A 13,779-nucleotide genomic window follows, 5' to 3' on the forward strand; every position below is an offset into this window, starting at 1 on the left:
ACTTGACCATCAGGTTCAAGATAACTATTAATTCCGTAAAAAGTGTTTCTGCTTAAATCTAGTTAATAATATTTAATTATTGGTAAGAATACAAAATACAGCAATAGTAGTTCTCAGAGCTTAATAACTCCTACTCCTAAAATATTAAAATTTATATCCCAGAAAAGCTTGATTTATTCTTCAAAATTCAGACTTATGACTCCTGAATTCTTCATTTTTCTAGGCTCAAAGAACATTTACATGGAATTTTAATAGCAAAATTACCTATTAATTTATTTCGCTACAATTATTATAGTTCTTGTTGAAAATTACTGAATCAGTCTAATAGTTGATATGGTTATGCGTTTTCCCATAATTGCAGCTACCTTCATGGCTGCTAGTATTAGCATCGGTACACTTTTAGGCTCTGCCACCCCGGCTTCAGCCCAAGAGATTATAACTTGTTCTAGCCGAGATAATCAGAGAAATACTTGTTCTGTTCCCGGTAGAGGTAGAGTAAGGTTTGTTAGACAATTATCTAACGCTAGTTGTCGAGACAATTGGGGCTACCGCGGAAATCGGATCTGGGTACGAAATGGTTGTCGCGCTGAGTTTGCAGTTGGTAATGGCAGAAATGGCAGGTATGACAGAGACGATAGATATAACAGAAATGACAGGTATGACAGAGACGATAGGTATGACAGAAATGATAGGTATGACAGAAATGATAGGTATGACAGAAATGATAGGTATGACAGAAATGATAGGTATAACAGATAGTTAACTGTGAGTGGGAAATATTCATTCACTACTATCTGAAAAATACTACTTTTAGCAGATGGCGATCGCTCTAGAACATAAATCACTCAATTTAGGCGATCGCTTTTATTTTTATGTTTTAATTCAGTCACGCCATTACACATTGTTATCAAGATTGATTTTTACCCGCTATTAAACCTGATTTACTTAATCATTAACCGAGAGGCTGGTACATTAAATACGAGAATTTACAGGTATTCAGGTATCTCAGGAATGATGCTGTCAGAGGGAGAGTATCTGACTGATATCGTATTATTGGAGAGAAACTCCAGTACGTATATCAGGTCAGATTCGATGCAATCAAGCCAGGCGAAACAAAAATTTCAGGCTTTGTGGACTGCCTTAGTTTTACTCAGTGTGTTTTTTTGTGTGGAATTGAGTGCAGGAATTTGGAGTCACAGCCTGTCTCTTTTAGCCGATGCTGAACACATTCTCTCGGATGTCGCAGCGTTGGGTTTAGCATTAGTGGCTTCCTGGTTATCTCAATCGATATCGAAGCACAATGTATTAGGACGCTACCGATTAGATATTTTGGCAGCTTTGATAAACGGGATTAGTTTAGCTTGTATTGCGGGCTGGATTGTCAAAGAAGCTTTGGAAAGGTTGCAATCTCCAGATGTTGAGATTCTCGGTATCCCAATGTTAACCACAGCCTTGATTGGCTTGGGCATTAACAGTTTTAATGCTTTATATTTACATGGATGCAGTCATCAAGACTTGAATATCCGGGGTGCTTTTCTGCATCTTTTGGCAGATGTTGCTAGTTCAGTGGGGGCGGTGTTGGCTGCGATCGCAGTTATTTGGCTAAATTGGACATGGGCAGATGGAGTCATTAGTTTATTAGTAGCTGGACTAATAGCTATTTTTGCAGCGTATTTAGTCATTCAGAGTATAAAATGCTTGCGCGGTCAAATTACCGATATTACAAATGCTGCTTGTATGTGTAGTTTACCAGCCGAAGAATGTAGCGATCGCGCCCAAGCAGAGAAAATTTTATTTCCATCTCTAGAAGAGATGATTCGATAGATTTGTATGAAGTAATATTTCAGAATCACTTGGGAAAAAATCAGGAGAATATAGAAATAATTACAGCAGTTTATTCTGCAAGATGTCTAAAAAATATAGCCGATTCTGGCTTCTGAATTCTGCCGTAATTGTGCGCTTCATCTCAACCATCGGCAGAGAAGAAATGTATATTGGCAAGAGTATAGTTGATGAAGAGGCAGTTATGGCAGTTTTTGAGGGAACTTTTACTCAAACTGAACCCTTGCGTTTCGCGCTGGTTATTGGTCGATTTAATGACCTTGTTACTGCAAAGCTGCTTGAAGGATGTCAAGATTGCTTAAAACGTCATGGTGTAGACCCCAACCCCCACGGTAATCAAGTCGATTATGTTTGGGTTCCGGGAAGTTTTGAAGTGCCAATTGTTGCACGTCAACTAGCACTTTCCCAGCGTTATGATGCAATCATTTGTTTAGGTGCAGTTATCCGCGGACAAACGCCCCATTTTGATTATGTGTCTTCGGAAGTAGCCAAAGGCATTGCCGCCGCCAGCTTTCAAACCGGAGTTCCGGTAATTTTTGGCATTTTGACAGTAGATACAATGCAGCAAGCCCTAGAAAGGGCAGGAATTAAAGCGAATCATGGCTGGGATTATGCCATGAACGCTCTAGAAATGGCCAGCCTGATGCGGAAGTTACGCTCTAACCTCACAGAGACGTACACTTTAAATCCCCAGCCCTTACCTGCTGCTCCAGGTCAAGAGTCAATCGTTAACAGTCAGTAGTCAATGGTCAATGGTCAATGGTCTAATCACAAAGTACAAAGGACAAATGACTATTGGCTATTGACTAAAACTTAGGGGTTGACAAATCAAAAAATATCTGACAACATAGTAAATGTGAAGTTTGCGGGTATAGCTCAGTGGTAGAGCGCAACCTTGCCAAGGTTGATGTCGCGCGTTCGAATCGCGTTACCCGCTCTGAAAAAAGTTAAATTAGAAGTTTTCAGTTGGTTGAAGTTAATAAGCTTCAGCCGATTATGCTTTTTATTAAGTGAACAAAAATCAGGAAAAAAATATCCTGCTTTCTGTTTCATGCTCGGTAGAATTTAAAAAGTGTTCCCAGAAAAATTACTAGATTGTCAAAGTAGCCTTGTGCAACAGTTGGTTTTCCTAGTAGTTGCGGCGTAAGCTTAGAATTGTATTAGATATGTAAGCACAATAAATGCCCCAAAAGTTGGACGATATTACTTTGAAAGCCACAGATGCACAGCCGGAAATCTTGCAACAAGATTGCCAGCTACAGCACCAGACAACAGATATATATACCTATTTTTTTAAAATTGGGAATCAACGCTGTTGTTAATCATGGCAGTATTTACCTGACTTCGCTATTTATATAAACAGTTGCTTGTGAGATTCGCCAATTCCCAAGGCATTCAGCCGGGAAAGAAAATCTCCAACTTATGAAAAACACGCTCAAGTTAGTAGAACGCTTGTGCATCATCAAAAACCCGAAAAAATTGACTTTAACCAGGAATATCCCTGTCCCTGCCGCCGTCGGGGACGGTTAGTTCCGATTACCCTTACAGAAGCATTTGGCTGCGATCGCTGTCAACAAATCTTTGTTGTCCAAGATAATGGGCATATCCTTGAACAACTGTCGACCACTTATCCCTACAAGCGGTCTTGGCGCTGGGCGGGAAATGCTTGGCATGTTGTTCATCCCCGCTTGGGAGAAAGCTATCTGCCAATCGCTCTGGGCATTATTTTTGTACTAGTGATTATTTGGCTACCATTAGCATTGAAATTAGCCAAAGGTTCCAGCATTGTTGCCTGGGCAATAGTGGCAGTGATATTAGCTATTCTGCCAGCACTCATGGTCTGGCTTACCTACCGACGTTAACCCAATGACCGTTGAAGTTATACAAGATTACCCTGAACCAATGAAAAGCGCCAAACGCGCTTTTCAGGCTTCCTTGAAGTTGGGTTTGACCAAGGGAGTAGACCGCAGTCGAGCTGTGTTGGCAATGGCGCAGGCTATAGAAAGGTCTTTTGATGATATTTTAGAAGCCAATACTCTGGATTTAGAAGCTAGTAAAGAAATGGCTGTACCAGAGTTGATTTTAGATTGGCTGAAACTCACCCCCAAACGACTAGAAACCACTGTCGAAATACTACGGCGTTTGGGTGAACTATCAGATCCTCTGCGCCGAGTCAGGAATGCTGACTATCAACCAGAAGACTCTCAAAGTTACTCGCAATTGATGGCTTTGGGAGTGATTGCTTTTGTTTATGAGGCATTTCCTGATTTAGGTGCGATCGCCGCAGGTTTGTGCATTAAAACTGGCAATAGTATCATCCTTAAAGGTAGTACAGAAGCTAGTCATTCTAACGCTGCGATCGCCGAGGTACTGCAAAATGCCGTGGAAGAAGTGGGACTACCACCTGGTTGCGTAGAACTAGTCACCGCCGAACATGGTGCTTCTGTACGGGATTTAGTTACCCAAGACCAGTACCTAAATTTAGTTATCCCCTACGGACGTTCCAGCTTGGTGCAACAGGTAATGCGACAAGCAACTTGCCCAGTGTTAAAATCCGCAATGGGCAACTGTTACCTGTACTGGTCGCTCAATGGCAGTTTAGAGATGGTACGCTGGATGATTCTTGATAGCCATCAAAGCGAACCAGACCCGGTAAATGCGATTGAAAAGGTCTTAATTCACCGCCAAGCTATGCCATCATCATTGTCTGTGCTGTGGAATAGTTTGAAGGAAAAAGGTTTTGAAATCAAAGGTGATGCAGAGTTAGTCGAAGCTTTTCCCCAACTACAACTAGCCAAAGACAGCGAATGGGGCAATCCCTACTTAACTAAGACTGTTGCCTTTAAACTAGTGGATAGTTTAGAAAGTGCGATCGCTTGGATTAACCAATACAGTAGCAATCATGCTGACTGTATTGTGACTGAATCTTATCAAGAAAGCCGACAGTTTGCCCTGGGGGTGAATAGCGCCTCTACCTACATCAACACTTCCCCTCGATTCTCACGCAACCCTTCACGAGGAGACTCAGTATTCTTAGGAATGTCTAACCAAAAAGGCCACCGTCGCGGATTTATTAGCTTGGAAACCTTGACTACCGTCAAGCACATTATTCAAGGAAATGGTAGATTTTAAAATGCTAGCGATCGCTTGGTTAACTCAGTATTTTTAGTTACCTACTCGGATAATCAACCTTTGTATCAACACTTACTGCCCAAATCCGCCAAATTCTGTTTTGTCAAAACTGTAAGCATATAATTAGCCTGCGAAGGTGGTCACTGAGCTTGTCGAAGTGCAGGCTTTTTTTGTATAGCCTCAGACTTCCAGTCTGCGGGGTTTATTGATTTACTAATACAAACTATAATAGCGTTAGTTTTAAGTAAACTAACGCTATTATTTTTCAAATAAATTCAGGGATAAAATAATAACAAAAGCTCCCTGATGCTTAATATAAATTACAGTCAATTAAATTAAACAGCACTGCGACGAGTTAACAAGTTCCACAAGAAGACAGCGACAATGGCACCTAAAACTGCCACTAAAATACCAGGGATGCTAAGAGTAGGAGCTGCTAGAGCAAAATTTCCCGTACTGAAGAATACTCCTAAGCTACCACCGACAAATGCACCAATAATACCTAACAAAATTGTTCCCAGAATGCCGCCGCCTTGATGACCAGGGTAGATAGCTTTAGCAATAGCACCAGCAATTAAGCCTAAGATAATCCAAGCAAGAATGTTCATGTGTTTGTTGTTTTTAGTTAATGTTTTTTTCTGACAATTACAGATTAACAAGTTCGATATGTGCAGCCAATCTATCATCAGCATTAATTATTCATAGCCTGAAGTGGTAGTTGGATTGTTGCCATTTCTTTTGGTATATGCCGAAATCAAGATAGATAAAAACTGAAGAAACAGCCCATAGCTGCTGTGAAACTACGGGCTGATTAATTCATTGCTTGGTAATTGCAGTATAGGCATTTCTCATTAGCTCTATCCTCTACTAGAAGAATTAAGCTGAAATGACAATTGTGAACATTCTTAACAAGAGAAATGGGAATTTATTTCAACTTGTGGTAGATTGCAACCCTCAATTAACTACATAGGATCAATACAGTAAAACTCAAGCACAATTTTAGTGTGTTTTAACTTATGGCATTCAATTACAGATGGAAAAACGGCGCTCGCTCAAATCGAGACGAAGCCATCAGACACAAATATTTATTAGATGAAAGCCAGTTTGACAACGAGCAAGACCGACAATTAGCAGAAGAATCTGCAAGACGAATGTTAGGTGTACCTGTACCAACCTTAGATGAAGATAAATCGATATTGCCCCAAGCAGACCCAGATAGAAAAATATAACAGAGAATGCGATGTCTGACGACAAGCCCTACTCTTCGAGAACGACTTCGTCGAACGGGTGAGGCAGTTTCAACTCGACGGGAACCGCCAAGACTTGAACTGCCTCACCGCAAGCATCTACGCTCTCATCACACAGTAATCACACAGGGTAAAATGGCTGAGGATAATTACGCAGAGAAATATACTGACCCTGAGTTACGCCGTCAACTCAAGGAAGAAATTCTCAAATCTGATAAAGGTGGTCAGCCCGGCCAGTGGTCTGCACGTAAAAGTCAGCTGCTAGTCAAAGAATACGAAAAACAAGGCGGCGGCTATAAAAAAGAAAAGAAAGACGAAGCTGCACAATCATTAGAAAAATGGTCAGAACAAGACTGGCAAACTCAAGATGGTGAAGACCGCGCTCGTGAAGATGGTGTGACTAAGCGTTATCTCCCGAAAGCAGTTTGGGATAAATTGAGCGATGCGGAAAAGCAAGAAGCAGAGCAAATTAAAGAAAAAGCTTCAAAAGAAGGTAAACAGCATGTTGAATGGACTCCAGCTATTGAAAAGGCAATGGCTGAAGTTGAGCATCAATCTCACCATGAGCCGTCAAAGCAGGAATTGTATGAGCAAGCAAAATCACTCAATATCCAAGGTCGTAGCAATATGACCAAAGATGAACTCAAGAAAGCCATTGATGAGATGAAAAGTTAAAGCGATCGCACTTTTGGAGTAAGCTAATTTTACTCTCCACCATGACCCTTGTAAGCGATCGCCCCTCACTTTACACTTTGAGCAGGAGCAATCGCCTTCCGAACACTATCATTGCACCTGCAAACACGAAACTCCGACTCAAAAGGTAGAGCGATCGCTGACATTTGTTATCATAATGCCAAGAAAAAGCCTATGAGGAACGTGTGTAATGGTTAGCACTATCATCACCACTACAGGACAAGTAACTATTCCTAAAGAAATTAGGAATTATCTTAATCTTGATGCAGGCAGTAAAGTTGATTTTGTTATTGATGAAAATGGTGCAGTCAAGTTAATTCCACTCAATGTTCCTGTGCAAACTTTATCTGGGATTTTACATCGTCCGGGAACCAAAAGTGCAACTTTAGAAGAAATGGAAACAGCAATTCAAGAAGGTGCCAGTGATTGCGGTTGATACAAATATTTTAGTGCGCTATTTAACAAAGGATGATGAAAGGCAATGGCAACAGGCTAGTGAAATTATCGAAAGCGGAGAGCAATGTTTTGTAGCGAATATAGTTCTTTGTGAATTCGTTTGGGTTTTACGAGGAAAGCCTTATCAATTTAGCAGAGAAGAAATTAGCAATGCTATAAATTTGATGTTGCAATGTTTGACGTTTGAGTTTGAAAATCGTTCTGTAATTTATCAAGCATTGCAGCAATTTCAACAAGGAAAGGCTGATTTTTCTGATTATTTAATTGGTGCGATCGCTCGACAGTTTCAGTGTAGTTCGACAGCAACTTTTGATAGAAAATTGCAAAACGAGAAGGGGTTTGATGTTTTTGAGTAATGCTTTTTTGCCATAGCGATCACCCTCACAACACCATCATTCCACTTGCAAACACAAAACTTCGAGTAAAAAGGTAGAGCGATCGCCCTTAGTATTATTAATCTTCAGAAAAATTAAGAACAATCTGCATTCATTCACCAGTTTTTTTTCTAAAGCAACATCTTCTTCACAGAGATAGGAAAACTCAATTCCCATCAAGTCTAAAATTTTGAGTAATTCTGCTGGTTCTAGCTGCATAACTTCCGCAGCTTTTTTTTAAGCTAATTACTTTAGTCATTAAAGCACCGAGTAAAAAAAGAAAGTTTTCTTTCTGTTCGATATTCTGAAATAATTGAATTTCAGAAGCGATCGCTTGAGTCAGTTCTTGATTCATCGGTAAGTTTGTACTAATTCATTAGGGTTCTGATCATTCTACAATTAAACTAGAGCGTAGACGCTTGCGGCTTGTCGTCAGACATCGCCTTCACAATACCATCATTGCACTTAAAAACACAAAACTTCGAGTAAAAAGATGGAGCGATCGCCTTCATAACATCATTATTGCACTTGAAAACACGAAACTTGGAGTTCAGAACACAAAACTCCGACTTCGGAACATAAAACTTGGAGTTCAGAACATGAAACTTTAAGTTCCGAACACGAAACTTGGAGTTCAGAACATGAAACTTTGAGTTCAGTACACGAAACTTGGAGATAAAAGGTTGATTGATGAGGTTGGGAACTTGAATTTTACTGTTGTGAGTTGAGGCGATCGCGCACATATGCTAAATTTTCACGCTCAGTTATAGTATTAGGATGATTTACGCCTAAGCTCCTTTCTAAAATATTTAAAGCTTTACTGTAAAAAATTTCGGCTTTACTATATTTTCTTTGGAAGAAGTAGAGTTTTGCAAGATTACCGAGGCTTAGAGCAACATTTGTATGTTCGCTTCCTAGTGAGCGTTGCCATATTTCCAAAGCTTGCAGATAAAGGGGTTCAGCTTTACTATATTTTGTTTGGAAAAAGTAGAGTTCGGCTAAATTATTTAAGCTGCTAGCAACATCTGGATGTTCTTCTCCCAGAAGGCTTTGTGTGAGTTCCAAGGCTTGCAGATACAGGGGTTCAGCTTTGTTATATCTTTCTTGGGATGTGTAAACTAATGCTAGATTGTTGAGGCTACTAGCAAAATTTGGATGTTCTTCTCCCAGTAGGCTTCGTGTTAATTCCAAAGCTCGCAGGTAAAAGGGTTCAGCTTCGTTGTATCTTTCTTGGGATGTGTAAATTAACGCTAGGTTGTTGAGGCAGGAGGCAACATCTAGATGTTCTTCTCCCAGCAAATTTCGTATTAATTTTAAGGCTTGCCGGGATCGCAGTTCAGCCTCACAGTATCTTCCTTGGAAATTATAAAGTAATGCTAGATTTTTGAGGCAGGTAGCAACACATAGATGTTCCTCTCCCAGCAAATTTTGCATTAGTTTTAAAGCTTGCAAAAATAAAGGTTCAGCTTTGCTATATTTTCCTTGATTCAAGAAGATATACGCTAGGTTATTCGTGCTTATAGCAAAATCTGGATGTTCTTCTCCCAAACAATATCGCCTTAGTGCCAAAGCTTGGAGGTACAGAGGTTCGGCTTTGCTATATTTTCCTTGGTAAAGATAAAGTTCCGCTAGGTTGTTGAGGCTAGTAGCGACAGATGGATGTTCTTCCCCTAAGCGTTTTTTGGCGATTTCTAGGCACTGTTCAGACCAAGTTATAGCTTGGTTATACAATCCTCGACCATTGTAAAAACGAGCGTTACCGACGAATGGCCAAAGTAAATCTTCATTGCTGACATATTGAATGAGATTGTTCGCTATTTCTGCTAAATGAGGTATTTTCGGTGCAACATCTTTAATTTGCTGAATGGTGGGAGTTTCAGGAATATCTTTAGCAACCCCTACCATTACTCCGCAAAACGATCGCTTAAATTTCTCTGCCTGTTCTAAACCTGTAAGCTTATCTTGGAAAAACTCCCGCAGCAAGGGATATAGTTGAGAGATTCCCTCACCTTTAGACTGAACTAGATGTAACTGTAACAACTCACGTCTAGCTTGTTTCCAATTGTGCGCCTCATCATTTATTGTTATCTCATCCACCAACTCCCAAGGAATCGGAGCTAAGGCAAATAAACTCAAAACACAGCCTAAACGTTGAGCATTTTCTCGCAACCGTCGCCAACTCAACTCAAAAGCAGCAGCAACACCCAACTTAGCAGTCATTTCCGGTTGAGCTTCATCTAAAGCCGGATTCTTCAAACGCTCATTTTCCAAGTCTTGCAGCATTTCTGCTAGGGATAACTCTTCATCACCCAACAAATAACGCCCGACTAATTCTAAACCCAGTGGCAAATATCCCAACCACTTACAAAGTCTTCGCGCAACTAACGGCTCACGTCGCAGTCTTTCCCTACCAATTATCGATTTTAATAACTGCATCGCCGCCAGTGGTGTCAGCACATCTAAATCTAATCGCACTATCGGCGGTTGTAATTTCTCCCGCGTGGTAATTAACTGCTTAAACCGAGCCGGAACAGACTCTAAATAACACCGAACTTCCTCTCGATAGTTAGTAACGTTATCAATTACCAGTAAAACCTCACCCTCATGCCATTTTGTGAGGCAATATTGCACTCGCGCAGCTAAATCTAAATCATCTGGGATGTTCAATTGCAGCTTATTACGAGCAAAATCCACCAGTTGCACTCCCACATCCTGCACTGCGGATAACCAGCAAATTCCGCCTTGATAAGTGACGCGGTGAGAATTGGCATATTGCAAAGCTAACTCTGTCTTCCCAACTCCAGCCATCCCCGCAATAGCTGCAATGGCTACCTGTTGATTATCCCGCAACAAACGATGGAGGTTTTGCAATTCCGTTTCACGTCCGACAAACTCCACCACGCCACTGAAGGGAATATTTTCGTAACGGGTAGGCAAGGATTTAGTTTTCTTACCTTCCGCACGCTGCACGCCTGGTAATTCTTCTCGTCGGCGTTGCCATTCTGCCTCAAATTTCTGTAAATTCCTGTGTTTGTCGCTTTTATCATGCCAAAGCGTTAGGCGAAAGTGCCAGTCTGCTGAACCTTGCTTGTGTTCGCGCAAATCTTCGAGAATGTTTAAAAAATCTTTCAGTGCATTTAGTGAGTCTCGGACTTGTTCTGTGGTTAAACTGCTAAGTTCCGCCAGCACTCTTAGCTGTGTTCTCACTATGACTTGCTGCGGCGTTTCCCAATTGTGAGCAATTTTATAAAGTTCACCGTCTTCTAACTCATCATTGGCATAAGCCAAAAACCTTTCTAAAAGTTTCTTTACCCGCGCTTCGACTTCATCACCATAGCTAACACGCGCCATAGGTTATTCTTGCCCAAATTTGCGACAAAGTTTCGGGAATCCCCAAACTTAATCTAGCATCCCCAAACTCAAATCTCCGCATATTCACGCATCACCGCCCACAGACAGCGCCTTTTGCTTCCTCGCACTACCCCAAATTTACCGTTGCTTCAGCGTTTGAGGTAAAGCGAATGAAAGCTAAAAAGCTGAAGGCGGTTGTGTTATTTCTGATTCCCCTAATTGCTGACTTGTTCATTCCCGGTTCAAGTATTGTGATTGAGTTTGCCTTCCTGATGTGGGAATTGCTGAAAAAAGAGGAGAATGATTTGGAGCGATCGCACCACTAAATTCATAATTTTGTCTTATATCCCCGACTTTTTCAAAAAGTCAGGGATATAACCTTCGTTCTAGCGCCAATTAAACAAGCAATTCCCGATACCGTTGTTGAACTTCTTCAATTCCAAACAACGCTTCAAACTTTAAACCAACAGACTGGTAAAGTTCTGCGCCTCCTTGCTTGCGGTCTACCAGTCCAATTACTTGCTCAACAATATATCCTGCATCTTTCAGTCGATTTACCGCTTTTAAGGCAGACTGACCAGTAGTCACCACATCTTCCAAAACTACGATTTTTGTACCTTCAGGCAAAGTTGGGCCTTCAATATAAGCTTTCGTTCCGTAACCTTTGGCTTCTTTGCGAATAATTAGTGCTGGTATGGGTCGGTTTTCATAAACAGAAACCACACTCACTGCTGTCACAATGGGATCAGCGCCTAGTGTTAAACCTGCTACAGCCTCAGTATCCGCAGGTAGTAAGGGAAATAGTAAACGTCCAACGGCTAAAGCGCCTTGGGGATGGAGTGTTACCTGGGTTTTATTAATGTAATAGGTACTACGTAGTCCTGAAGCCAACACAAAATCACCTTCTTGATAGGCGAGTTGGCAAAATAAGTCTAGTAGCTTGTGGCGCAGAGTGGCTAAGTCAGCAGTGGCCGCCCAAATATCAGCCTGGGTAGGGGTTTCAGTAGAATGCGTCATTACAAATGATAATCAGTTGTGCTACACCAAAGGTTGAACTCATCAGAGTTCTGCAATTAAGCATAAGTTAAGATTCGATCAAAATTGAGGAGTTAAGGGAATGGGTATAAAATTTAAATCCTTTGGTGGTCTTTTGGTACTTTTAGCGACTGGTTTAATTTTTCCGGCGGTGGCATCTGCTGAAACAGATACACCTAATTATGAAACAGCTAATGAAGCTTTTGAGCGAGCTTATTTTCGTCACGATCGCAATTTTTTACGAAAATAACACACCTAAACGTCAGTTACAAAATTTTCTCGGTAATGGTTCCGGTTTCAAGGATTCTTTCCCAGAAAATGAAATAGCCCGTGATGGTGAGTTGATCAACACCCTCTATCGAGATGTAATGACTCAGCAAGCCGGTAATGACCCTTATCTACGCACACCAGATTTACCCAATCCTTATGATAGTTCCTTACTGTCATCTCCTCGCTTAAATAGTGACAAGCTCAAAGTCGGTACAGAATTCCGTTTTTAGAGTGCTGAGTGCTGAGTGCTGAGTGCTGAGTGCTGAGTAGTTAATAGGCAATGATTAGAAGCTTGCCGAAGTTTTATAATTCTGAATTCTGGCTTCTGACTCCTGAATTCTGTTTGATAAAACTTATCACTCAGCACTTTCAACTCAGCACTCAGCACTAAAACAATCCAGGGTGCAGGAGTTGAACCTGCCTGGGGCGAATTATGAGTTCGCTGCCTCAACCGCTCGGCCAACCCTGGTCGAATACTAATTCTATCTCAAGTTTGCTACTTGTCTACCCTAGTACCACAGTTTATCAGATTTTTATACTACATAATTTAATTATGAAATAGTCCTAAACTATGATTGATTAAGTTCGTTTAAGGATTGAGGTACATAACTTCAATGCTCTTAATATAGACCAGCATTCTTCAGCAACAGCTTGTCAGCGATGAAAATAAATTCTACTGTAATACTGACTTTGGTTCTGTTAATCCTGATGTTGGGCGCAGGGTCTGTCAGTGCGTTTTTAGGCTTCAATTTGGGAAGTTTAGCTCTCAAAGGAGTGTCAACCCCAGATGGTCGTCCCACAACTAAATTCGCCAGTGCTAAGACCAATAACTCCCAACAGCCAGGAGTAACTTTATTAAAAGAAGAAGAAATATTAAAAATTGTTAAATCTCGGATTGACGGTAAGGCGAAAGCTACTAAATCAGAAAAATTAGACGACGAAGACGAAGAAATCAATAAAAAACAGAAGCCACAAGAAAAGCCACAGGAAGTAGTTGAAGAAAAACCCCAACCAGGATTTCCGGTGAGTGCAGAAAGTGAAGGTGTAACTTTTGCAGTGCAATCGGCGCGTTACTCTGGAGGCGATTTACTTTTGAAAGTCAAAATGCAGAACAAAGGCAAAGATTCTGTGCGCTTTTTGTATAGTTTCTTAGATGTGACCGACGACAAAGGCAGAACCTTGAGTGCTAGTACAGAAGGTTTACCCGCAGAATTACCCGCAAATGGCCCAACATTTTCCGGTACAGTGATTATTCCTACAGCTTTACTGGATGATGTGAACAAAGTCTCTTTGTCTTTGACAGATTATCCTGCACAAAAACTCAAGTTAGATGTTGCTGACATCCCTGTAGCAAGGTAAAGACTGGAAAGTAAAAAGTA

General features: G+C 41.0%; 15 protein-coding genes, 2 tRNA genes and 2 pseudogenes. 14 read left to right on the top strand and 5 right to left on the bottom strand.

Annotation, left to right across the window (positions count from 1 at the left end; all coding sequences use genetic code 11):
• Positions 1-369 precede the first annotated feature (369 nt).
• The 7 genes and pseudogenes from ACX27_RS35630 to ACX27_RS04940 all read left to right on the top strand — a co-directional run.
• Positions 370-573: pseudogene (locus ACX27_RS35630) on the top strand (DUF3011 domain-containing protein); the annotation flags it as partial.
• Between the two features lie 31 nt (positions 574-604).
• On the top strand, positions 605-763 hold the full coding sequence (locus ACX27_RS33345; protein WP_235526506.1) for a hypothetical protein: 159 nt from the start codon (positions 605-607) through the stop codon (positions 761-763).
• 329 nt (positions 764-1,092) lie between these two features.
• Positions 1,093-1,824, top strand: a complete 732-nt coding sequence (locus tag ACX27_RS04920; protein ID WP_062289212.1) for a cation diffusion facilitator family transporter — start codon at positions 1,093-1,095, stop codon at positions 1,822-1,824.
• Positions 1,825-2,026: 202 nt separating this feature from the next.
• Positions 2,027-2,584, top strand: a complete 558-nt coding sequence (ribH, locus tag ACX27_RS04925; RefSeq protein WP_062298150.1) for a 6,7-dimethyl-8-ribityllumazine synthase — start codon at positions 2,027-2,029, stop codon at positions 2,582-2,584.
• A gap of 123 nt (positions 2,585-2,707) precedes the next feature.
• Positions 2,708-2,779 (top strand) — tRNA-Gly (locus tag ACX27_RS04930).
• Positions 2,780-3,296: 517 nt separating this feature from the next.
• Positions 3,297-3,704 carry a hypothetical protein gene (locus ACX27_RS04935; RefSeq protein ID WP_062289215.1) on the top strand — a complete coding sequence of 136 codons (408 nt, stop codon included), beginning with the start codon at positions 3,297-3,299 and terminating at the stop codon, positions 3,702-3,704.
• Between the two features lie 4 nt (positions 3,705-3,708).
• Positions 3,709-4,974 carry a glutamate-5-semialdehyde dehydrogenase gene (locus tag ACX27_RS04940; RefSeq protein ID WP_062289217.1) on the top strand — a complete coding sequence of 422 codons (1,266 nt, stop codon included), beginning with the start codon at positions 3,709-3,711 and terminating at the stop codon, positions 4,972-4,974.
• Between the two features lie 335 nt (positions 4,975-5,309).
• Here ACX27_RS04940 and ACX27_RS04945 read toward each other — a convergent pair whose 3' ends face one another.
• The gene (locus ACX27_RS04945) at positions 5,310-5,582 is read right to left on the bottom strand and encodes a GlsB/YeaQ/YmgE family stress response membrane protein (RefSeq protein ID WP_062289220.1); all 273 of its coding nucleotides are present in this window, start codon (positions 5,580-5,582) and stop codon (positions 5,310-5,312) included.
• 408 nt (positions 5,583-5,990) lie between these two features.
• Between ACX27_RS04945 and ACX27_RS04950 the strand changes: the two genes are divergently transcribed.
• The 4 genes from ACX27_RS04950 to ACX27_RS04965 all read left to right on the top strand — a co-directional run bounded on the left by ACX27_RS04950 (position 5,991) and on the right by ACX27_RS04965 (position 7,726).
• A complete protein-coding gene (locus ACX27_RS04950) occupies positions 5,991-6,203 on the top strand; it encodes a hypothetical protein (protein WP_062289222.1) in 213 nt (70 codons plus the stop codon).
• Positions 6,204-6,356: 153 nt separating this feature from the next.
• Positions 6,357-6,896, top strand: coding sequence for a hypothetical protein (locus ACX27_RS04955; protein WP_062289226.1), 540 nt, complete (start codon positions 6,357-6,359; stop codon positions 6,894-6,896).
• Positions 6,897-7,104: 208 nt separating this feature from the next.
• The gene (locus ACX27_RS04960) at positions 7,105-7,350 is read left to right on the top strand and encodes an AbrB/MazE/SpoVT family DNA-binding domain-containing protein (RefSeq protein WP_062289231.1); all 246 of its coding nucleotides are present in this window, start codon (positions 7,105-7,107) and stop codon (positions 7,348-7,350) included.
• Positions 7,337-7,726: a PIN domain-containing protein gene (locus tag ACX27_RS04965; protein ID WP_200929955.1), complete on the top strand. Its 390-nt coding sequence runs from the start codon at positions 7,337-7,339 to the stop codon at positions 7,724-7,726. Before ACX27_RS04960 ends, ACX27_RS04965 begins: the two co-directional genes overlap by 14 nt.
• A gap of 36 nt (positions 7,727-7,762) precedes the next feature.
• Here the strand turns inward: ACX27_RS04965 and ACX27_RS33350 are convergent, their stop codons facing one another.
• Both ACX27_RS33350 and ACX27_RS04975 read right to left on the bottom strand, forming a co-directional pair.
• Positions 7,763-7,963 (bottom strand): hypothetical protein, encoded by a 201-nt coding sequence (locus tag ACX27_RS33350; RefSeq protein ID WP_235526507.1) that lies wholly within the window; start codon positions 7,961-7,963, stop codon positions 7,763-7,765.
• Between the two features lie 492 nt (positions 7,964-8,455).
• Positions 8,456-11,095 carry a tetratricopeptide repeat protein gene (locus ACX27_RS04975; protein WP_083468672.1) on the bottom strand — a complete coding sequence of 880 codons (2,640 nt, stop codon included), beginning with the start codon at positions 11,093-11,095 and terminating at the stop codon, positions 8,456-8,458.
• Between the two features lie 170 nt (positions 11,096-11,265).
• Here ACX27_RS04975 and ACX27_RS32245 point away from each other — a divergent pair, with 170 nt between their 5' ends.
• Positions 11,266-11,421, top strand: a complete 156-nt coding sequence (locus tag ACX27_RS32245; protein WP_158507345.1) for a hypothetical protein — start codon at positions 11,266-11,268, stop codon at positions 11,419-11,421.
• A gap of 70 nt (positions 11,422-11,491) precedes the next feature.
• Here ACX27_RS32245 and pyrE read toward each other — a convergent pair whose 3' ends face one another.
• A complete protein-coding gene (gene pyrE, locus ACX27_RS04980) occupies positions 11,492-12,112 on the bottom strand; it encodes an orotate phosphoribosyltransferase (RefSeq protein WP_062289238.1) in 621 nt (206 codons plus the stop codon).
• A 100-nt stretch (positions 12,113-12,212) separates the two neighbouring features.
• Here pyrE and ACX27_RS04985 point away from each other — a divergent pair.
• Positions 12,213-12,630: pseudogene (locus ACX27_RS04985) on the top strand (hypothetical protein).
• 166 nt (positions 12,631-12,796) lie between these two features.
• On the opposite strand, the gene ACX27_RS04990 reads toward ACX27_RS04985, so the two are convergent.
• Positions 12,797-12,869: transfer RNA gene (locus tag ACX27_RS04990), tRNA-Ile, on the bottom strand.
• A 191-nt stretch (positions 12,870-13,060) separates the two neighbouring features.
• Here ACX27_RS04990 and ACX27_RS04995 point away from each other — a divergent pair.
• On the top strand, positions 13,061-13,759 hold the full coding sequence (locus tag ACX27_RS04995; protein ID WP_062289241.1) for a hypothetical protein: 699 nt from the start codon (positions 13,061-13,063) through the stop codon (positions 13,757-13,759).
• Positions 13,760-13,779: the final 20 nt, after the last annotated feature.

It is taken from the genome of Nostoc piscinale CENA21, assembly GCF_001298445.1.
Lineage (GTDB): Bacteria > Cyanobacteriota > Cyanobacteriia > Cyanobacteriales > Nostocaceae > Nostoc_B > Nostoc_B piscinale_A.

What these genes read in the sequence shown, in the direction of transcription:
- ACX27_RS04975 (WP_083468672.1), bottom strand. Translation starts at nt 11,095, where the DNA reads ATGGCGCGTGTTAGCTATGGTGATGAAGTCGAAGCGCGGGTAAAGAAA.
- ACX27_RS04955 (WP_062289226.1), top strand. Translation starts at nt 6,357, where the DNA reads ATGGCTGAGGATAATTACGCAGAGAAATATACTGACCCTGAGTTACGC.
- ACX27_RS32245 (WP_158507345.1), top strand. Translation starts at nt 11,266, where the DNA reads ATGAAAGCTAAAAAGCTGAAGGCGGTTGTGTTATTTCTGATTCCCCTA.
- ACX27_RS04950 (WP_062289222.1), top strand. Translation starts at nt 5,991, where the DNA reads ATGGCATTCAATTACAGATGGAAAAACGGCGCTCGCTCAAATCGAGAC.
- ACX27_RS04960 (WP_062289231.1), top strand. Translation starts at nt 7,105, where the DNA reads ATGGTTAGCACTATCATCACCACTACAGGACAAGTAACTATTCCTAAA.
- ribH (WP_062298150.1), top strand. Translation starts at nt 2,027, where the DNA reads ATGGCAGTTTTTGAGGGAACTTTTACTCAAACTGAACCCTTGCGTTTC.
- ACX27_RS04920 (WP_062289212.1), top strand. Translation starts at nt 1,093, where the DNA reads ATGCAATCAAGCCAGGCGAAACAAAAATTTCAGGCTTTGTGGACTGCC.
- ACX27_RS04940 (WP_062289217.1), top strand. Translation starts at nt 3,709, where the DNA reads ATGACCGTTGAAGTTATACAAGATTACCCTGAACCAATGAAAAGCGCC.
- ACX27_RS04945 (WP_062289220.1), bottom strand. Translation starts at nt 5,582, where the DNA reads ATGAACATTCTTGCTTGGATTATCTTAGGCTTAATTGCTGGTGCTATT.
- ACX27_RS33350 (WP_235526507.1), bottom strand. Translation starts at nt 7,963, where the DNA reads ATGCAGCTAGAACCAGCAGAATTACTCAAAATTTTAGACTTGATGGGA.
- ACX27_RS04995 (WP_062289241.1), top strand. Translation starts at nt 13,061, where the DNA reads ATGAAAATAAATTCTACTGTAATACTGACTTTGGTTCTGTTAATCCTG.
- ACX27_RS33345 (WP_235526506.1), top strand. Translation starts at nt 605, where the DNA reads ATGGCAGAAATGGCAGGTATGACAGAGACGATAGATATAACAGAAATG.
- pyrE (WP_062289238.1), bottom strand. Translation starts at nt 12,112, where the DNA reads ATGACGCATTCTACTGAAACCCCTACCCAGGCTGATATTTGGGCGGCC.